Here is a 19,395-nt window from a genome sequence, read left to right as displayed (position 1 = left end):
TTTAAGATTCTTTAGATAGGCTTCCTTTTTTTACAAGAGATTTAGAATATATAAGTACAAGAGACGTACCTATTATAGCTATGGTTAAGATATTTGAAATTGATGCAAAAGCACCTTGTATAAATACTTTGTTGGAAGGCTCAGAATATATTAATATATCTAAAGTTGGAGCTATTATAAGCCAAGATATGACGTTCCCTAAAATTTGAAAAAAATTAAATTTTAATATTTCCTTTTTATTGAAATTTTCTAAATCTACAAATTTATAACTTAATCCAACTATAAGACCAACAACTGCTGATGCTATAACCCAGCTAAACCATGGAGTACCGTAAAATAACATATCTTTTAAAGCATGTCCAATAAATCCTATTAAAAAACCAGATACGGGACCATAAATTATAGCCATTAATGCTAGAAAAGCGTAAGCTACTTCAAGGTTTGTGTTAGGAATTCCTGTTGGGATTGAACCAAATCTTCCAAGAACTAAAAATACAGCAGAACCAATACCGATTGCAACTATGTTTTTAATAGATAAAAAAGAAGAGTTTCTCAATTTTAATCCTCCATAATATAAAATATTTTCACACAAAAAGTATACACAATAGTTAAATTAAAATCAATAATTAAGCATTGGTGTTAAAAAATTTACCTTGATATAAATTGTTTTCATTTAAGTAATGGTGAATTGAATTTAATAATTCCCATTTTTTTATACTCCATAAAGGTTCTACAATATCTTCTCTTTTTGCATCTCCTGTTATTCTGTGTATTACAATATTTGGATTTGTGTAAGAAATGGCTTTTCCTAAGATTTCTATATATTTTTCTTTAGTTAGAGTATAAATAGAAGGATTTTTTAAATATTCAGAGTAAAGTTTTGTATTTTTTACAATGTAAAGTAAATGATATTTTATTCCTTGTATGTCTAAATTGTTTGAAAATCTCACAGTTTCCATCATATCTTTTTCTGTTTCATAGGGTAATCCAAAAATAACATGAGTAACTACGTTTATATTATGTTCTCTGAGTTTTTTAACTCCTTTTTCAAAACATTTCGAATCATGGCCTCTATTTATTAATTTTCCAGTATGATCATTTGAAGTTTGAAGTCCAAGTTCTACAGTTAAAAATGTTTTATTGTTGTAATAAGAAAGAAGTTTTATTACATCGTCAGATAAACAATCAGGACGAGTTCCTATTGAAATTCCAACAACTCCTTCTTCATTTAATGCTTCATCATAAAGTTTTTTTAAATATTCAACAGGTGCATAAGTGTTTGTATATGCTTGAAAATATGCAATGTATTTATTTGATTTCCACTTTTTTTTCATCATGTTTTTTTGGTCTAAAAATTGATCATGAATAGATTTTAATCTATTTCCAGCAAATTCACCAGAGCCACGAGAGCTACAAAAAGTGCATCCACCAAATGCTATTTTTCCATCTCTATTTGGACAAGTAAAACCTCCATCAAGGGTTATTTTCATAACTTTTTCTCCAAAAGTTTTTTTAAGGAAGTAATCAAGAGAATAGTAAGGTTTATCTCCCCAAAGCATAAAATACACCTTCTTTTAAAAATAAAATAATAGAATCATATTTTAACATAAAAAAAAATAAAAATTAAATATATTATAAAAAGGTGGGGGATATTTTGGGAAATAATTTTTTAAATATATTTAAGGTTGCGAGTATTTTTATTGGTACAGTTGTTGGAGCTGGACTTGCCTCTGGAAAAGAAATTTATCAATTTTTTTCAATATATGGATTAAAAAGTTTTTTTGGATTTATAATATGTTTTTTTATTTATATTTTTATAGGAAATATGATCTGTAATATTTCTCATAAGAAAAATCTATCTTCTTATAATTTACTTATAAGTGAAATTTGCCCTAAGTTTCCAGCTAGGGTTTTAAATATATTTACAAGTTTATATTATTTGTTTTCTTCATCTATAATTTTTGCAGCAAGTGGATCTATAATAAGTCAATTTTTTTCAGTACATAAAATTTATGGTATCATTTTGATGATTTTAGTTACTCTTATAGTTTTAAAGTTTAGTATGAAAGGATTATTCTTAGTAAACGCTATAAGCGTGCCTATAATGATTTTTATAATATTTATAATGTTTTTAATGTTTGAAATTTTTTCAGATCCAATAAATATTCAAACATCTATAGTAAATAATTTGGAAAATGAAATAAGAATACATAATAACATAATTTTATCTAGTTTTTTATATGGTGGATTTAATATTTTAAGTGCTTCTGGAGTATTAGCTCCTCTTTCTACAGAAAATACAAAGAAAAATTTTAAAAATGGAATTTTAATTGGATCATTTTTTTTAGTGCTTATAAGTCTTATAATAAATTATTTAATTTTATCTAATATGCCTTATATTGCTCAGTATGATATACCTCTTTTATATATTTCAAAAATATTTGGAAAATCTTTTCAAATAATTATATTAATTTTAATTTGGATTGAAATGCTTTCAACAGAAACATCTAGTTTATATTCTTTAGCAAGAAGTATATCAAATAAGTTTGGTCATTCATTTTTTAAATCGGTATTAATAATTTTAAGTGTGTCTATACCAATATCTATTTTTGGATTTTCTAAGCTCATTTCAGTAATTTATCCTATTTTTGGTTTCTTAAGTTTTGTATTTATGTTTTATGTTATTAAATATAGATTTAAAAAAAATAAATAGCTTTAGCAATTTTGCTAAAGCTATTTTGTTTTATAAAGAGTGTATAGTTTTAAAAATATCTAAGATTTTTTCAATTTCTATGTTGAGATTTGAAATATTTTTAAAATCTCTATCTTTTATATAATCTTTCATTTTAGAGTGTAAACTTAGATAATCAAAAGTATCTGAAAATAATTTAAATTTAAGCTCGTTTAATAAGAGATTAATTAAAGAAGAAGATTTTGTATTAAATTTAAAATTATTCATTAATAATTCTATATCTTTTTTGTATTCAGGAAAAATTCTATGCTCTATTTCCATTATATATCTATCTAATGATGATAATTTAAAGCTATTTATTATGTCTAAAGTAAAAACATCATCTTTAAGTAAAATAGAATAATTATTTTCTTCACATAAGTGAAGCATATTTTCATATACAGTTTTTGGACTTTTTCCAAAATATTTATCTCTATCATCTTCTGAATATTTTTCAAATATGTTATCTTCACTTCTATACAGTTTATTTTTTTCTAGATACGTAGAATCATCTCCATAATTTTTTGATAACTCATTTAATAGAGAAAGTTCATTTTTGTTTATTGAATATTTAATTCCATCAACTACACACATATTTATAGCTGCTAATGTTAAATAAATATTTGTTTTAGGGTTTGGTGAGCGTAGTTCAAACCTAGTTGCATTTGGATTTTTGGAATCTCTTATTAGTGCAATTAATATGGATCTATTTCTTGATGGGATATTTTTTGAAATTCCAAGAGAAGCTACAGTACAAACAGGTGCTTCAAAACCAGGTTTTAATCTTTTTAATGAATCAATTGTATTTGATACAAATGGACTTATAATATTGTAGTGTTTAAGAATTCCCATAAGAGAGCCATAAGCTATTGAACTCATAAATTCATTATTTTCATCATGAAATAAATTTATTTTTTGACCATTTTTAAGTTTTAGGAAAATACTAAAATGAAGATGAGCTCCATTTCCTGCAACTTTTTCTATGGGTTTAGCACAAAAAGTTACATCAAGTCCATGTCTTTTAAAAGTTTCTTTTATTATGCTTTTAACGATTAAAATATTATCACAGGATTGAAGGGCAGTTGAATATTTCCAGTCGATTTCTAATTGTTCTAAAATATGATATTTTCCATTTGAATCGATTTTTGATTTTACTCCACCAACTTCTTTATGTCCCATTTCAGGATAAAGGTCATAGTTTTCCATAATTGATAAAGTTTTTTCTAAAGCTGTTCTAACTATTCCTTTAGTTATATTCCAGTATTGTTCGTGTAAATCTTGAGATGTAGTTAAGTCTTCAATATTTATTAATTCCTCAGGAGTTTTTACCCAAAACTCAAGTTCAGTTGCTGTGTTTATTATTATGTCCTCTATATCTTCAGGATTTATTGTTCTTAAAATATTTGGATTACTTTTAAGAAGTGATAATAAATTTTTTTTCAAGAAACTTAAAGATCTATTTAGAACGGATCTTGAATCTATATATTTTTCATTATGAATTAAAAAACTAGGTATTTTAAGTGTTCCAATAGGTTTACCAGATACTTCATCAATATTGTCAAAATTATAATCAATAAACCAATTACAATTTTTATCTATTACCATATCAACTTTTGCATCATTTAAAGTTGCAATACCAGTTAAGACAACTGAAGAACCATCAGTTTGTACTGCACATCCATCAAAAAATAAATCTATATCGTTTATAAAAACCTTTGAAGGTATTTTTTCATCTGTATCATTTCCGTTTATATCAATTCCTATAAGGGATACAAATTTAATTTCACTGTGAGTATTTAATAAATTAGTTAAAAAATCTTTTGATATATTTTCTTTTTTTATTATATATATTAAATCTTTAACCATAAATTTTGATATTAAAATACATAACAAGATGTATTTATTGTCCTCCTTTTATTTTGATGTTATTTTAAATTATGATATAATTAAATTTTACTTATTGTCAATTTTGAGAGGTTTCAAAAATGAATTTTAAACACAAAAATATTGGTTTTTTTGATTCTGGTATTGGAGGTATTTCTGTTTTAAAAAATGCTATAAAGCTTTTAGAAAATGAAGTTTTTATATATTTTGGTGATTCTAAAAATGCACCTTATGGTAATAAAACTCAGAATGAAATAATTGAGTTATGTACTAATATATGCAATTTTTTAATTTATGAAAATAATTGTAAAGCTATTGTTGTTGCTTGCAATACAGCCAGTAGCGCTGCTATTAAATTTTTAAGAGATAAATATGAACCTAATATTCCCATTATTGGTATAGAACCTGCTATAAAACCAGCTATTGAATACGTAGAAAATAATAAATTAAATGGTAAAATTTTAGTTTTAGCAACTCCATTTACAATAAATGGAGATAAGTTTAAAAAATCTTTGAGTTTATATAAAAATTTTAAAATAGAAAGTGTTGCTCTTGAAGAACTTGCCTATATGATTGAGGAAAATTTAGATGCAGATATTATTTATAACTATTTAAATGAAAAATTGGGAAAATATGTTAAAGAGGTAGAGTGTGTTGTTCTTGGGTGCACTCATTACAATTTTATAAAAGATGTGTTTAAAAATATTTTTGGAGATAATGTTAAAATATTTGATGGTATTTATGGAACTAATAAAGAGCTTATTAGAAGACTTAAGATTCGCAATATAGAAAATAATTTTGAGAGCAAAGATTTTAAAAAAGTATATATATATAATTCTTTAAATGATCAAAAAATAAATAGATGTTATAATTTATTAAATTTGGAGGTGAATTAATTTGAAAAAATTTTTAATTTATGGATTTTCAGAAGATGAAATCATTAAAATGAAAAATCTTGTTAAATTTGTAAGTCAAAATATAAAATACATAACTATTTTAGATGAGGATTTTGAAAAAAAATTATTAGATGTTATAGAAAATGAAAAATTTGTTTTTCAAGATGAATTTTTATTAGATGAAAAGGTAGTTATATTTCAAAACGTAGTTCCTAAAGAATTGGATATTTATTACAAAATACTTAAAACAAAATTGAATAAAAAAATAATTTTTGCAAATGTAACTGAAAATTCAATTAACATGAAAATAGAAGATTTATTTAATGAATTTAAAATGGAAAGGGATTTCTTTAAGAAAAATAAATAGTAACTTTATATTAGTTTGTGAATAAATTCTTATTACATAATACTTTTTAGGAGTTTTTATGTCTATAGGATCTTTAAAAATTCAAACTTACATGAATAATATAGCTAATCCAGTGGATAAAGCAAATATAAAAGTTACATTATATGATTCAAATAATATTGTTAAAGATGTTATTAGTTTAAAGACTGATGATTCTGGAATTGCTGAAATTAATGAAATACAAACCCCTCCTTTGGAACTTTCATTAAATGAGAATGCTGAAGGAAGACCTTATGGCATTTGTGATATTTTAGTTGAAAAAGATGGTTATTCTCAAACATTTATAGAAGGATGTCAATTATTTGGAGATGAAGAAGCTATTCAGCCAGTTGATTTAAAAATGTTAAATAGAAATGTTTCTTCTAATAATCAATCTCAGGAGATTAAAATTTTACCTAATAGACTTTATGGAGATTATCCACCTAAAATACCTGAAGCTGAAGAGAAACCAATTTCAAAACCAACAGGACAAGTTGTATTATCTGAGGTTGTTGTTCCAGAGCTTATAACTGTTCACATGGGTACTCCAGATTCTAATGCAAAAAATTATACTGTGGGATATAAGGATTATATAAAAAATGTAGCTTCAAGTGAAATTTATTCAACATGGCCCTCAAATGCTATTAGAGCTAATATATATGCAATAGTATCTTTTACATTAAATAGAGTGTATACGGAATGGTATAGAGGAAAAGGAAAAGATTTTACTATAACTAATTCAACAGCATATGATCATGCTTTTAACTATGGAAGAAATATATTTAAAAATATTTCAAATATTGTAGATGAAATTTTTTCAACATATATGAAAAGACCAGGATCAAAGCAACCATTATTCTCTCAATATTGTGATGGGAAAAAAGTTAAATGTCCTGGATGGATGACTCAATGGGGAAGTAAGTACTTAGCAGATGAAGGATACACTCCATATGAAATTTTAACAAATTTTTATGGAACAAATCTTGATTTGGTAAGAGCAAAAGAAGTTAAAGGAATTCCAATTTCTTATCCAGGGTATGCTTTAAAAATTGGAAGTAAAGGAACACCTGTTAAAGAAGTTCAAAAATATTTAAATACTATTTCTAAAAATTATCCTGCTATTCCTAAGGTTTCAGTTGATGGGGTTTATGGTTCTAAAACTAGAGATGCAGTTAAGAAATTTCAACAGATATTTAATGTTAATGTATCAGGAATAGTTGAGTATGATACTTGGTATGCTTTATCAAATGTTTATGTTGCAGTTACTGAGATGTCAGAGTTAAGAGGGGATTTAAATAGAAATTTGAGAACATTTATACCATATACACCTATTGAACAAATATCTTCAATAAGATATTAAATTTTAAAGCTATTGACTTTAAGGTCAATAGCTTTTTAGCATTTTTTATAAAATATTTAGTTTCTTTTTAATTTATTATTTTAAATATAAATGATATAATTTTTTTGGGGAATTTTTAGATAAATAGTTTAGAGGTGGGTTATGAATGTAAAAATTAATAAATATTTTTTAGTTTTGTTGTTTTTAATTTTATTTTTGGGAATTTTTAATTTATATACTGGCAACAGTAAATATGTAAATAATTTGTATTTTAATAAAATTGAAGGAGTATTTGATAATTTTTCTATAATTGATGAAATTTTAAATTCTGAGATAGATAATTATTTAAAAAATAATTATGTAAGTAAGTATTCTATAAAAGAAATAAGGGATAATTATACAAATATGAAATTAAATGTTCAAGATATTGTTAGAGAAATAAATTTGGTGGATTATTATGAAGATTTAAATAAAAAATATTTAGTAGATATTTTATATGATGTTTTAGAAGTTATTGATAATGATTTTTTAGTAAATGATATATTTAATTCAGATGATGAAATTATAATAAAAAATCTTCAAAAAATAAGAGATGATTTTGAAAAAGTTTTAAATAAATACAATGTATTTAAAATTAATTTTGGAATTTTTAGTATTTAATTTTGATTCCTTAAATCATAATTGGAGGATTTATATGAAAAGGATTTTAAATATTTGTGTTTGTATGTTTTTTGCTTTTTGTTTGTTAGTATCGTGTTCATCAAATGCAAGTAATAGACAAGATAAAGAAAAATTAAAAATAGGAGTTACCTCAATTCCTCATGGAGAAATACTTGAAAATTTGAGAGACATATTTGATTTAGGTTTTGAAATTATAAATTACATAGATTATGAAGCTTTAAACAATGATCTTTTAAATGGGAAAATTGATGGTAATTTTTTTCAAACTAGGGAATATTTAAATAATTTTAATTTAAATAGTGAAGTAAAACTTATTGAATTGGCAGAGGTACATGTAGAACCACTTATTATTTATAGTAATAAGTATAAATCTGTAGATAAAGTAGAAGAAGGAGATGTTATATATATACCTAATGATCCTGTAAATAGAGATAGAGCTCTTAAGCTTTTAGAACAAGCAAATCTTATTAAACTTATGATGGATTTTGGGGAGCAAAGATATGTAGTTGCTGAGAATCCTAAGAATTTAGTTATGAATGAGGTTGAAGTTAACTCTATTCCTTCTTTTTATAATGAGGGAGATTTGGTTGTTATGAATACAAATGTTGCGTTAGAAAATATGATTTTTCCACATATATCTGGAATATTTTATGAAAATTCTTTTTCAGATGAAGACAAGGTTAATGTATTTGTAGTTAGAGAAGATATGAGAACATCTGTTAAATTGAAAGAAATAGCACATTTTTTAAATAGTTATGAAACTTTTAAGTTTATTAATGAAAAATACAAAGGATTTGTAAAACCGGTATTTTAAATTTGATAAAATAATAAAGTATTTAAAGTTTTTAAACAAAATGTTTGATATGGAGGTATTTAATATGAGTTTTAAAGAGGGTAATTTTTTAAAAGAGAAGTCAAAAGAGGTTAGAAAACTATTATTAAAGGAAATACACAGTGTTGGAAAAGGTCATTATGGAGGAAGTTTATCAATAGTAGATACTCTTGTTTTACTTTACAATAAGGAAATGAACATAGATGTAAATAATCCTAAAATGGAAGGAAGAGATAGACTTGTTTTATCAAAAGGTCATGCAGGGCCTGCACTTTACGCTGTATTAGCAGATAAAGGTTATATAGATGAAAAAGAATTATTAACCTTAAATAAAGAAAACACAAATCTTCCAAGTCATTGTGATATGAATAAAACAAATGGTGTTGATATGACAACAGGATCTCTAGGTCAAGGAATTAGTTGTGCTGTTGGTATGGCAATAGCTTCAAAAATAAAAAATGATAATGCGTATATATACTGTATAGTTGGAGATGGAGAGTGTAATGAAGGGCAGGTTTGGGAAGCGGCTATGGCTTCATCTGCTTTTAAATTAAATAATTTGATAGTGTTTGTAGATTACAACAAGATGCAATTAGATGGAACTCTTAAAGATATTTTAGACATGGGAGATATGGAGAAAAAATGGGAATCTTTTGGATTCTACACTAAAAGTGTTGATGGACATGATATGGAAGAAATAAGTAAAGCAATTAACAAAGGAAAGAAACAAGAGCTTCCTACAGCGATAATTTTAAACACAACAAAAGGAAAAGGTGTATCATTTATAGAAGAAGCAGGGTATAAAAGCCATAGTATGGGATTAACTGAAGAGCAATTAAATAAAGCCATAGAAGATTTAAATTAAGGAGGGAAATAATTATGGAAATGAGACAAATGTTATGTGAAACGATGAAAGAACTTATGGAAAAACACGAAAATATAGTTTTTATGGATGCAGACCTTGCAGAGGCAAATGGAACAATGACTCTTAGGAAAATATTTAAAGATAGAGCATTTGATGTTGGAATAAGTGAAGCTAATATGGCAGGTATGGCAGCTGGAATGAGTGCTTATGGAATGAATCCATATATATGTACATTTACTCCTTTTGCATCAAGAAGAATATGTGATCAAGTAGCGATTTCATTGTCTTATGCAAAACAAAATGTAAAAATTCTTGGAACAGATTCTGGGGTTGCAGCTGAAATGAATGGTGGAACTCATATGAGTTTTGAAGATATTGGAGTTTTAAGAAGTATTCCTGGAATTACAATAATTGATGTTGCTGACGAAATTCAGTTAAGGGAAGTTTTGTTAAACACCGTTGATTATAAAGGAGTTGTTTATATAAGATTTCCAAGAAAAGAAATGCCAAAGGTTTATAGTGAAGATTATAAATTTAATATAAATAAAGCAGATGTGTTAAAAGAAGGGAAAGATTTAACAATCTTTTGTTCTGGACTTATGGTAAATCCATCTCTTGAAGCTAGTAAAATTTTAGAATCTAAGGGAATAAATGCTGAGGTCATTTCTGTTCCAGTTATAAAACCGATTGATAAAGAAACTATTATAAATTCTTTGAAAAAAACAAATAAAGCTATTACAGTTGAAAACCATAATGTAATTGGTGGACTTTATAGTGCTGTATGTGAAGTTTCTTGTGAAAATTATCCAGCTTTAATAAAAAATATTGGTATTAAAGATCATTTTGGTGAAGTTGGAACAATGAAATTTTTACTAGAAAAATATAAAATGACTTGTAATGATATTGTTAAAGAGTGTGAAAAGTTAGTAAAATAAAAAATAGAGGGAAATTTTTTTCCTTCCATTTTTTTTTATTTAAACATAAAAATATTTTAAAAAATTATATTTTTAAAAAGAAAGGGGTGAGAAAATGAATAATATTTTAATCAAATTAAAAGAAGAATGTAAAAATTGGGAAGAGGTTGTATTTAAAGGTGTAGGGCTTCTTGAAGAAAATGGATTTGTGAATGAAATTTATAAAAAGAAGATAATAGAAAATTTTTATGAGTTTGGTTCTTATATGGTAATAGCACCTCAAATAGTTTTATTACATGCAAGACCAGAAGATGGAGTAATTAAAACAGGACTTAGCATATTAACATTAAAAAATCCAATTAATTTTGGAAGTGAGTTAAATGATCCTGTAAAACTTGTATTTAGTTTTTGTAGTATAGATAATAAAGATCATATGGTTTTATTATCAAATTTAATGAAATTATTAATGAGTAAAGAGGATCTTGAAAATTTAATGAATGAAGATAATATTGAAAACGTTAAAAGGATAATTGAAAAATTTGACTTATAGGAGGATTTAATTATGAAAATATTAGTTTGTTGTGGGTCAGGACTTGGAAGTAGTTTTATGATTGAGATGAATATACAAAATATATTAAATGAATTAGGGGTAAATGGAATTGAAGTTTCACATTCTGATTTATCATCAGCAAAAGGAATGAGTGCAGATATATATGTATCCACGAGAGATTTATCTTCTCAGTTAGAAGGTTTAGGAGGAGAAGTTATATCTCTTAATAATATGATAGATATGGATGAATTAAAGAATAAGTTGTTAGAAACTTTAAAAAAATTAAATGTTTTATGATAAATCTTAAGGAGAAAATTTATGCTTGAATTTATTTTAGATATATTAAGTGAACCGTCTATATTAGTTGGATTAGTTGCTTTAATTGGATTAATCATACAAAAGAAATCATTTTCTGATTGTTTGCTTGGAAGTATTAAAACTATAATGGGATTTTTAGTTTTAAGTGGAGGAGCAAGTCTTGTTACTGGATCTTTAGATTATTTTGGAAAAATGTTTGAATACGGATTTGGAATAACGGGAATTGTTCCTAATAATGAGGCAATAGTTGGACTTGCATTAAATGAATTAGGAACAACAACTGCTTTGATTATGGCTTTTGGAATGCTTTCAAATATTTTAATTGCGAGATTTACAAAACTTAAATATATATTTTTAACAGGACATCACACTTTATATATGGCATGTATGTATGCAGCTATTTTATATGCAGGAGATATAAAAGGAACAACAGCTGTTGTTATAGGATCAATTTTATTAGGTTTTACAATGGCGATTATGCCAGCTCTTGCAAATCCTTTTATGAAAAAAATAGTTGGATCGGATCAAGTTGGATTTGGTCATTTTGGAACATTTGGATATATATTGTCAGGATACGTTGGAAAGTTAGTTGGAAAAAATTCAAAATCAACAGAAGATATAAAATTTCCTAAAGGTTTAAATTTTCTTAGAGATACATCAGTTGCAATATCAATAACAATGCTTGTATTATTTTTAATAGTATCTTTTATGGCAGGAGCTGAATTTGTACATGAATTAAGTGGGGGGAAAAATTTTATAGTATTTTCTGTTATACAAAGTATAACTTTTGCTGGAGGAGTTTATATAATTCTTGCAGGTGTTAGATTAATACTTGGAGAAATTGTTCCAGCTTTTAAAGGAATTGCTACGAAATTAGTTCCTAATGCAAAACCTGCATTAGATTGTCCAATAGTTTTTCCTTATGCACCTAATGCAGTTTTAATTGGATTTTTGAGTAGTTTTGTTGGAGGAATAGTTGGATTATTTATATTAGTTTCTTTTGGTTTTCCTGCAATATTACCTGGAGTAGTTCCTCATTTTTTCTGCGGAGCAACAGCTGGAGTATTTGGGAATTCAACAGGAGGAAGAAGAGGGGCTATAATTGGATCTTTTGCAAATGGACTTTTAATAACATTTTTACCTGCAATGCTTCTTCCAACATTATCAGGATTTGGATTTGTTGGAACAACTTTTTCAGATTCAGATTTTGGAGTATGGGGAATATTACTAGGAAATATAATAAATATTTTTAAATAAAAAGAGGCACATTGTGCTTCTTTTTTAGTTGTTTAATTTACAATCTAATTCATTTGATATAGCTAAGTTATATATATAAGCATTATAAATTTCGTTTAAAAATTCTTTTTGCATTTCTTCAGATAATGTAAGTGAATTTAATTTACCATGATATTCACCAACATATGTTTTAAAGTCTTCTATTTTATTAAACTTATAATAGTTTAATCCTTCAGGAGAAATTTTATATTCTGAACTTAATATTGAAAAGAAAGTTCTTCCTCCAAATAAGTCAGCTAAAAATCTTGTATAAGTATGAGCAATAATGAGTTCAGATATATTTTTATATATTTCATTTAATTTTGGTATATATGCTTCTGTTGAAGTTTTTCCATTAATTAATTTTTTAATATAGTCTGTATGTTCGGAAGTGATATGTAGTAGCTGCGATTTGTCTTTTATATTCATTATAAAACACAATTTCTTCACTTCACTAAATTTTCATGATACAAAAAAGAGGATATATTTATATATCCTCTTTTTTGGTGACCCGTACGGGATTTGAACCCATGTTACCGCCGTGAAAGGGCGGTGTCTTAACCACTTGACCAACGGGCCAAATTATTATATTGGCGACCCAGAAGGGACTCGAACCCTCGACCTCTGGCGTGACAGGCCAGCACTCTAACCAGCTGAGCTACTGGGCCAAAATGGTGGGCACAACAGGGATCGAACCTGTGACCTCCTGCTTGTAAGGCAGATGCTCTCCCAGCTGAGCTATGCGCCCATAAATTTTAGTGGTGACTCGTACGGGAATCGAACCCGTGTTACCACCGTGAAAGGGTGGTGTCTTAACCGCTTGACCAACGAGCCATAAACGAGCCATAATTACTTGATAAAGTATATAATATTTAAAAGTTTTTGTCAATATGTTTTTCAAAAATAAATTATATAAATTGAATTTTTTAAAATTTATAATTTAACTTAAATAAATTTCTATTTTTTAAAAAGTTATATTATTAAAACATGTTAATTATAAGATTGAACATAAAATCCAAATTTTGTCAAGTTGACATAAAAAAGTAATATTTGTATCATGAATTACTGAAAGGAGTTAGTAAATGTTTTTTAAAATTTTTGACACTCATTCTCATTATGATGATGAAAGTTTTAATGAAGATAGAGAGGATGTACTTAACAAACAATTTGATTCTGGAGTTAAAAAAATTTTAAATTGTGCTGTTGATATAGATTCTTGTAAAGAAACGATTAATCTTGTAAATAAATATGATTTTATTTACGGGGCTTGTGGTATACATCCAAGTTATTCTAAATATTATTATAAAATGAGTTATATTGATGATTTATATGAATATCATAAAGAGAACAAAATTTTAGCTGTGGGAGAAATTGGACTAGATTATTTTTATAAAGATCTAGATGTTTGTATTCAAAAGGAAATTTTTAAAGAACAATTAGATTTTGCTAAACAGTTAAATAAACCTGTTATTATTCATTGTAGAGATGCACATAATGATACTTTAAGTATTGTTAAGGAGTTTATGCCTATTCGTGGAGTTATTCATTGTTTTTCTGGAAGCTTAGATATTGCTAAGGAATGGGTAAAACTTGGTTTTTATCTTGGAATAGGTGGAGTAGTAACTTTTAAAAATGCTGTGAAAATTATGGAAGTTGTAAAAGAAATTCCAACTGAATACCTTTTAACAGAAACTGATTGTCCATATTTATCCCCAGTACCTTTAAGGGGAAAGAGAAATGAATCTATCAATATAGAGCACATTATAAGAAAAATTTCTGAAGTAAAAAATGAAGACTTCTATAAAATTGCAGATACGTTATATAAAAATGCGTTAAAATTTTTGAATTTATAATGTATATTAAAGTTTTATCAGGGGGAGATTATGATAAAGTCAAAATCGATAAAGACTATATTATTCTCAATTTTTAGTTTCTTAATTTTTGTAATATTGTTTTATTTAGTTGTAAATTTAAATAAACCTGTTACAATTGTTGTAGATGGTATTGAAATAACGACTCGTACCAGTGGAGAAACTGTTGGAGACGTATTAGAGGAGAATGATATAGTCTTACAAGATGGCAGTAGTGTTTTTCCATCTAGACACTCAAAAGTTGACAGAGGAGAAAAGATTATTCTTGAAAATCCAGTTCCTGTTATTTTATATCTAGGTAAAATGGATCCATATGAAGTTATGACAATTTCTAGAACTGTTGGAGATTTTTTACAAGAACAGGGAGTTGAGGTTGATGAGGGAGATATAATAACTCCTTCAATTGATACACTTATTGTTCCAGATATGGAGATTTACATTAAATATGTGGATATAAAATTGGAGCAAGAACAACATGAAATTGGTTATGAAACTAAAATTAATTATAACGATAATCTTTATGAAGGAAATGAAAAAGTAGTTCAGGAAGGTAAAAGTGGATTAAGAGTAATAAAAAGAGAAAAACGTTATGAAAATGGAATAGAAGTAGATAACAAAGTTATTTATGATAATGTAGAAATTCAGCCTGTTCAAAAAATAGTTGAGAGAGGAACTAAGAAAAAAGAAGTAGTTCATGTTGAGGACGCAAGTTCTCGTCAAGTTATAAGTAGTGCTTATGAAAATGGTAATAAAATAAATTTTCTGGGTAAAGAATATTCTATAGCTTATACAAAATCTGTTGAGGCTACAGCTTTTTATAATAGTGGATCAAATGGAAATCATACTACAGCAACGGGAAATCCTACAGTTTATAATCCAAGTGGATGGAGTACTATAGCTGTGGATCCTAAGGTTATACCACTTTATACTAGAATTTATGTTGAGGGGTATGGTTTTGGAATAGCTCATGATACTGGTGGAGCTATAAAAGGAAATATTATAGATGTGTTTATGCCAAGTAGAGATGCTGCTTATACATGGGGTAGAAAAAAAGGTGTTAAAATATATATTTTAGAATAGATTTAAATAAATTGGCTGTAATATTTGTTTAACAAGTATTGCGGCTATTTTTATAGGAGGATAAATGATAAAAATAAAGGAAGTAATTGTAGTTGAGGGAATAAAAGATGAGATTGCTGTTAAAAGAAGTGTTGATGCTGAGGTTATATATGTTTCAGGATTTGGAATTTCTAATAAAACAATTAAATTAATAAAAAATGCACAAGAAAGATGTGGAGTTATATTATTTATGGATTCTGACTCTGCTGGAGAAAGAATAAGAAATATAATTTCAAGTAAAGTTTTAGGAGTTAAACATGCTTACATTTCTAGGGAAAAGAGTTTTAAAAATGGTGATATAGGAGTAGAAAATGCATCACCTGAAGATATACTTGAATCTATAAAAAATGCTAAGTGTGCAATAGAATATAAAAGAAATGAATTTAATATGGGGGATTTGATTGAAAATAACTTAGTAAATACACAGGAGTCATCAAAAAGAAGAGAGCTTCTTGGAGATATTTTAGGTATAGGTTATGCAAATGGAAAAAAGTTTTTAGCTAGACTTAATTATTTTAATATATCAAGAGAACAATTTTTATGTGCTTTAGAGAAACTTAAGGAGATATTAAATGATAAATATTAAAGATATTCAGAAAAAATATGGATTTTATTTTAAATCATTTTTAGGGCAAAATTTTTTTAATAATGATTTTTTACTTGAAGAAATTATTGAAAGTTTAAATATATCAAAAGATGATATTGTTCTTGAAATAGGGCCAGGGTTTGGAGTTTTAACGGAAAAACTTTTGTGTAGAGCAAAAAAAGTTATATCTGTTGAAATTGATTCTAATGCTGTTTTTATTTTAAATGAAGAATTTAAAGATAAGAAAAATTTTTTGCTTATAAATGAAGACTTTTTGAAAATGGACTTACATAAAATTGAAGAATTTAAAAATTCTATAAAGGTTATAGCAAATATACCTTATTATATAACAACTCCTATACTTGAGAAACTTTTTAAAAGTAATTTAAATATAGATTTTATAGCAGTTATGGTTCAAAAAGAGGTTGGAGAAAGAATTTTAGCAACTCCATCTACAAAAGAATATGGATCTCTTACGGTTTTTGTTAATTATTATTCTAAAGCTTTATTGATTAAAAAAATTTCTTCGAATAATTTTATTCCCAAACCTAAAGTTGACTCTGTTTTTATAAAATTTGAAATTTTTAAAAATAGATTTTTTAATGATAATAATATTGAAAATGAGTTTTTAAATTTTGTAAAAAGATGTTTTAGTATGAGGAGAAAAAATTTATTTAATGTTTTAACACAATTTAATAAAAATAAACAGCAGCTTCAAAATATATCTTATAAATTACAAATTGATTTTAATAATAGAGCAGAAAATTTAGATGTTTTTGATTTTCAAAAAATATTTGTTGAATTAAGCAAACCAAATTAATTTTGGTTTGCTTTTATTTTAGTAAATTTTAAATTAGTGTTGCATAATATACAATTAAATTTAAAAATATTTTGGAGATTTAAATGAGTGTTTCTGATAATAAAAAATTTATAATACTTCAAGAAGATGATAAAGGATTTTCTTTTAATAATAAGAAGCCCTCCGGATATACAAAGATAGAAAGTAAAGATTTTAAGTTTAAAATTTTTTATTACATTCAAAACGTTAACAATGAAAATACTTATAGTTTAAATCTTATTGTTAAAAATGATTCTAACAAAATTGATGTAATTTCTATTGGGGAGGTTAAAGCAGATTCTAATGGTAAAATAGATATTTCCTATGATTTTGATGAATCTATGTTAGATGGTGTTTGTGGAAGTACCATTTGTGTTAAGGATTTAAAAGGTGAATTAAAATTTCCTTTAAGTGGTTTTTTACCTAAGAAAAGGGTTTTTAATTGGAAAGTTTCTCAGTTTAGAGGAATTAGAAATAGGCCATTTAGAAAAGATAATTATTCATTTGAAAGAAAGAAAGAAGTCTATGTTAAAAAAAATGAAACTTCTTATGATGAGGCTCATGATGTACAGGAAGATTCAGAAAATATTGATAAAGATGTTAAAGAAAAAGATGATGTTAGTGTTAAAAATAAAGATGTAGAAGATAAAACATATTTAAATGAAGAATTTTGTTGTGAAGAGGATGAAAATTTAGATGAGATGGAGTTTAGAAGTAGTGGGATATTTTTAATGAGTATGTATGATCAATTGGATCTTTTGGATATAGATAATTCACATAGTGAGTCAAGAAATTTTGTAAAAAATATTTATAATAAACATGAGGAGAATGTAAAAAAAATTATAGATATGTCTAAGGAAGGATATGAACAAGCAAAACATCATATAGAGGCACTTAAAAAGCTTTTGATAAAAGATGATGGTAAAATTGAAAAAATGATAAAATCAATATTGCCTAATATGTGCAAAAAAAATAGAGAGATTAATGGGGATTATGATTATAGATTTTTCTTAAATATATTAAATGAATATGATGAAATGCATTCTTTAAATTATGAGGGGTATGTATTTTTTAAAGTTTATATAGATAATTTTTCTCAAATGAAGAATATGGAAAAATATGATAATATAAAGTATGCCATTATATATTATCCTATGATTTTTATGTATCCATATTTTAAAGATAAGGGATATTTCATAGTTGGATTAAATTATGATGAAGATAAAAATATTTCAAATCTTGTTTATGGTGTTGAGGTAAATGAAGGAATGGAATCATTATTTCCTTATGATGGGAAAACAGGTTTCAATAAATATGTTTATGATTATGAAAAATCAAAAGGATATCACATAATGGAATATGATTATAAAGAATTTAAGGTGAAATAATTAAAATAGGTTATGTTTATTAACCTATTTTTTAATTATTTGTTCTACTAAATTTTTGTGTGGAAGAAAAAATATAACTGAGAAATTGTTTGATAAATTTTTTAAATATGAAGATTTGAAATATTTTTTATTTGTAACAAGAGCAAAAACATTTATATTTTTTGATGAAACTTCTTTTATTGATATAGGTGTGCTTTCACTTATCATTTTTTTAACGTGTTTATTTGATGAATTTTTATTATTGAAATATGAAATTACATAATTGTTTAAATAAAGTTCACTATTTTTTAAATTTAAAAATATAAAGGAGCTTAAGGTTAAAAATTTGTTTTTCATACTAAGTTTTATATTTTCTAAATAACAATTGTAATTAAATACAGGGTCTATTAATATTGTATTTGAAAAAATTTTATCATTTAGAGAAATCATATTTAAACCTATATTTGAAGATAATTTATCACATATTAAATAAATATCATTTATATTTAAATTTTCTAAAAGTTTCAATATACATGAGGAGATATTTCTAAAGGAATAATCGTAATTATTTTGTTTGAAAGATTTTCCATGAGCTGGAAGATCTATTAGTATTATTTTAAAATTATTTGTTGAATCATTAAATATATTAAAAATATTTGATAACATATAATTTGAGTTAAAGGATGATTCAAATGGACTGTGTATAACAACAATATTTTTAAGTGAGGAATCATTGTTTAAAACATCTCTTTCATAATATGTAATAATATTGTTTTCAAGAGAAAATGTTTTTTCTATAAAATTTTCAATATTAAAATTTATTTTATATTTTTTGTTGTAAAAAAATAAACCATAGTTAATAATAAATTGCATAAAAAACAATAAAATTATTAAGTATATAATTGTCTTTTTTTTATTTATCATAATTGAATCACCATTGTTAT

At 25.5% G+C, this 19,395-nt stretch carries 21 protein-coding genes and 4 tRNA genes; 16 read left to right on the top strand and 9 right to left on the bottom strand.

Annotation, left to right across the window (positions count from 1 at the left end; translation table 11 throughout):
- Position 1: 1 nt before the first annotated feature.
- Together A6P36_RS00470 and A6P36_RS00465 are read right to left on the bottom strand one after the other, a co-directional pair.
- A complete protein-coding gene (locus A6P36_RS00470) occupies positions 2-556 on the bottom strand; it encodes an ECF-type riboflavin transporter substrate-binding protein (protein WP_066760242.1) in 555 nt (184 codons plus the stop codon).
- 70 nt (positions 557-626) lie between these two features.
- Positions 627-1,559 (bottom strand): TIGR01212 family radical SAM protein, encoded by a 933-nt coding sequence (locus A6P36_RS00465; RefSeq protein ID WP_066760241.1) that lies wholly within the window; start codon positions 1,557-1,559, stop codon positions 627-629.
- Between the two features lie 95 nt (positions 1,560-1,654).
- On the opposite strand from A6P36_RS00465, the gene A6P36_RS00460 reads away from it, so the two are divergent.
- On the top strand, positions 1,655-2,713 hold the full coding sequence (locus A6P36_RS00460) for a YkvI family membrane protein (RefSeq protein ID WP_066760240.1): 1,059 nt from the start codon (positions 1,655-1,657) through the stop codon (positions 2,711-2,713).
- A 30-nt stretch (positions 2,714-2,743) separates the two neighbouring features.
- Here the strand turns inward: A6P36_RS00460 and A6P36_RS00455 are convergent, their stop codons facing one another.
- Entirely contained in the window at positions 2,744-4,597 is a 1,854-nt protein-coding gene (locus A6P36_RS00455) for a glutamine synthetase (protein WP_066760258.1), read from the bottom strand.
- Between the two features lie 119 nt (positions 4,598-4,716).
- Between A6P36_RS00455 and murI the strand changes: the two genes are divergently transcribed.
- From murI to A6P36_RS00405, 10 genes are all read left to right on the top strand, one after another.
- Positions 4,717-5,511, top strand: a complete 795-nt coding sequence (gene murI, locus A6P36_RS00450; protein WP_066760234.1) for a glutamate racemase — start codon at positions 4,717-4,719, stop codon at positions 5,509-5,511.
- Position 5,512: 1 nt separating this feature from the next.
- The gene (locus A6P36_RS00445; protein WP_066760232.1) at positions 5,513-5,878 is read left to right on the top strand and encodes a DUF3783 domain-containing protein; all 366 of its coding nucleotides are present in this window, start codon (positions 5,513-5,515) and stop codon (positions 5,876-5,878) included.
- Positions 5,879-5,936: 58 nt separating this feature from the next.
- Positions 5,937-7,256, top strand: coding sequence for a peptidoglycan-binding protein (locus tag A6P36_RS00440; protein WP_066760230.1), 1,320 nt, complete (start codon positions 5,937-5,939; stop codon positions 7,254-7,256).
- Positions 7,257-7,397: 141 nt separating this feature from the next.
- The gene (locus tag A6P36_RS00435; RefSeq protein ID WP_066760228.1) at positions 7,398-7,895 is read left to right on the top strand and encodes a hypothetical protein; all 498 of its coding nucleotides are present in this window, start codon (positions 7,398-7,400) and stop codon (positions 7,893-7,895) included.
- 34 nt (positions 7,896-7,929) lie between these two features.
- The gene (locus A6P36_RS00430; protein ID WP_066760257.1) at positions 7,930-8,730 is read left to right on the top strand and encodes a MetQ/NlpA family ABC transporter substrate-binding protein; all 801 of its coding nucleotides are present in this window, start codon (positions 7,930-7,932) and stop codon (positions 8,728-8,730) included.
- Positions 8,731-8,794: 64 nt separating this feature from the next.
- Positions 8,795-9,613 (top strand): transketolase, encoded by an 819-nt coding sequence (locus tag A6P36_RS00425; RefSeq protein WP_066760227.1) that lies wholly within the window; start codon positions 8,795-8,797, stop codon positions 9,611-9,613.
- Between the two features lie 14 nt (positions 9,614-9,627).
- The gene (locus tag A6P36_RS00420) at positions 9,628-10,548 is read left to right on the top strand and encodes a transketolase family protein (protein ID WP_066760226.1); all 921 of its coding nucleotides are present in this window, start codon (positions 9,628-9,630) and stop codon (positions 10,546-10,548) included.
- Positions 10,549-10,642: 94 nt separating this feature from the next.
- Complete coding sequence (locus A6P36_RS00415; RefSeq protein WP_066760225.1) at positions 10,643-11,077, top strand: PTS sugar transporter subunit IIA; 435 nt, start codon at positions 10,643-10,645, stop codon at positions 11,075-11,077.
- 12 nt (positions 11,078-11,089) lie between these two features.
- Positions 11,090-11,374, top strand: a complete 285-nt coding sequence (locus tag A6P36_RS00410) for a PTS sugar transporter subunit IIB (RefSeq protein ID WP_066760224.1) — start codon at positions 11,090-11,092, stop codon at positions 11,372-11,374.
- Between the two features lie 21 nt (positions 11,375-11,395).
- The gene (locus A6P36_RS00405) at positions 11,396-12,652 is read left to right on the top strand and encodes a PTS ascorbate transporter subunit IIC (RefSeq protein ID WP_066760223.1); all 1,257 of its coding nucleotides are present in this window, start codon (positions 11,396-11,398) and stop codon (positions 12,650-12,652) included.
- Positions 12,653-12,676: 24 nt separating this feature from the next.
- Here the strand turns inward: A6P36_RS00405 and A6P36_RS00400 are convergent, their stop codons facing one another.
- The 5 genes from A6P36_RS00400 to A6P36_RS00380 all read right to left on the bottom strand — a co-directional run bounded on the left by A6P36_RS00400 (position 12,677) and on the right by A6P36_RS00380 (position 13,504).
- A complete protein-coding gene (locus A6P36_RS00400; RefSeq protein ID WP_197487206.1) occupies positions 12,677-13,099 on the bottom strand; it encodes a biliverdin-producing heme oxygenase in 423 nt (140 codons plus the stop codon).
- A gap of 75 nt (positions 13,100-13,174) precedes the next feature.
- A tRNA-Glu gene (locus tag A6P36_RS00395) sits at positions 13,175-13,249 on the bottom strand.
- 12 nt (positions 13,250-13,261) lie between these two features.
- Positions 13,262-13,338: transfer RNA gene (locus A6P36_RS00390), tRNA-Asp, on the bottom strand.
- Between the two features lie 4 nt (positions 13,339-13,342).
- Positions 13,343-13,418 (bottom strand) — tRNA-Val (locus A6P36_RS00385).
- A gap of 11 nt (positions 13,419-13,429) precedes the next feature.
- Positions 13,430-13,504, bottom strand: a tRNA-Glu gene (locus A6P36_RS00380).
- Between the two features lie 248 nt (positions 13,505-13,752).
- Between A6P36_RS00380 and A6P36_RS00375 the strand changes: the two genes are divergently transcribed.
- From A6P36_RS00375 to A6P36_RS00355, 5 genes are all read left to right on the top strand, one after another.
- Positions 13,753-14,523 carry a TatD family hydrolase gene (locus tag A6P36_RS00375; RefSeq protein WP_066760221.1) on the top strand — a complete coding sequence of 257 codons (771 nt, stop codon included), beginning with the start codon at positions 13,753-13,755 and terminating at the stop codon, positions 14,521-14,523.
- A 30-nt stretch (positions 14,524-14,553) separates the two neighbouring features.
- Complete coding sequence (locus A6P36_RS00370) at positions 14,554-15,621, top strand: G5 and 3D domain-containing protein (RefSeq protein WP_066760220.1); 1,068 nt, start codon at positions 14,554-14,556, stop codon at positions 15,619-15,621.
- Positions 15,622-15,685: 64 nt separating this feature from the next.
- Complete coding sequence (rnmV, locus tag A6P36_RS00365) at positions 15,686-16,246, top strand: ribonuclease M5 (protein WP_066760219.1); 561 nt, start codon at positions 15,686-15,688, stop codon at positions 16,244-16,246.
- Positions 16,233-17,066 carry a 16S rRNA (adenine(1518)-N(6)/adenine(1519)-N(6))-dimethyltransferase RsmA gene (rsmA, locus tag A6P36_RS00360; protein WP_066760218.1) on the top strand — a complete coding sequence of 278 codons (834 nt, stop codon included), beginning with the start codon at positions 16,233-16,235 and terminating at the stop codon, positions 17,064-17,066. The genes rnmV and rsmA overlap by 14 nt, the downstream gene beginning before the upstream one ends.
- An 83-nt stretch (positions 17,067-17,149) precedes the next feature.
- Positions 17,150-18,472, top strand: a complete 1,323-nt coding sequence (locus A6P36_RS00355; RefSeq protein WP_066760217.1) for a hypothetical protein — start codon at positions 17,150-17,152, stop codon at positions 18,470-18,472.
- A gap of 24 nt (positions 18,473-18,496) precedes the next feature.
- Here A6P36_RS00355 and A6P36_RS00350 read toward each other — a convergent pair whose 3' ends face one another.
- Positions 18,497-19,375: an alpha/beta hydrolase gene (locus A6P36_RS00350; RefSeq protein ID WP_066760216.1), complete on the bottom strand. Its 879-nt coding sequence runs from the start codon at positions 19,373-19,375 to the stop codon at positions 18,497-18,499.
- Between the last annotated feature and the right edge of the window lie 20 nt (positions 19,376-19,395).

The organism is Candidatus Arthromitus sp. SFB-turkey (genome assembly GCF_001655775.1).
Taxonomy (GTDB): Bacteria; Bacillota; Clostridia; order Clostridiales; family Clostridiaceae; genus Dwaynesavagella; species Dwaynesavagella gallinarum.
The sequence above is the reverse complement of the archived record's forward strand: the minus strand, read 5'-3'. Positions and strand labels throughout refer to the sequence as shown.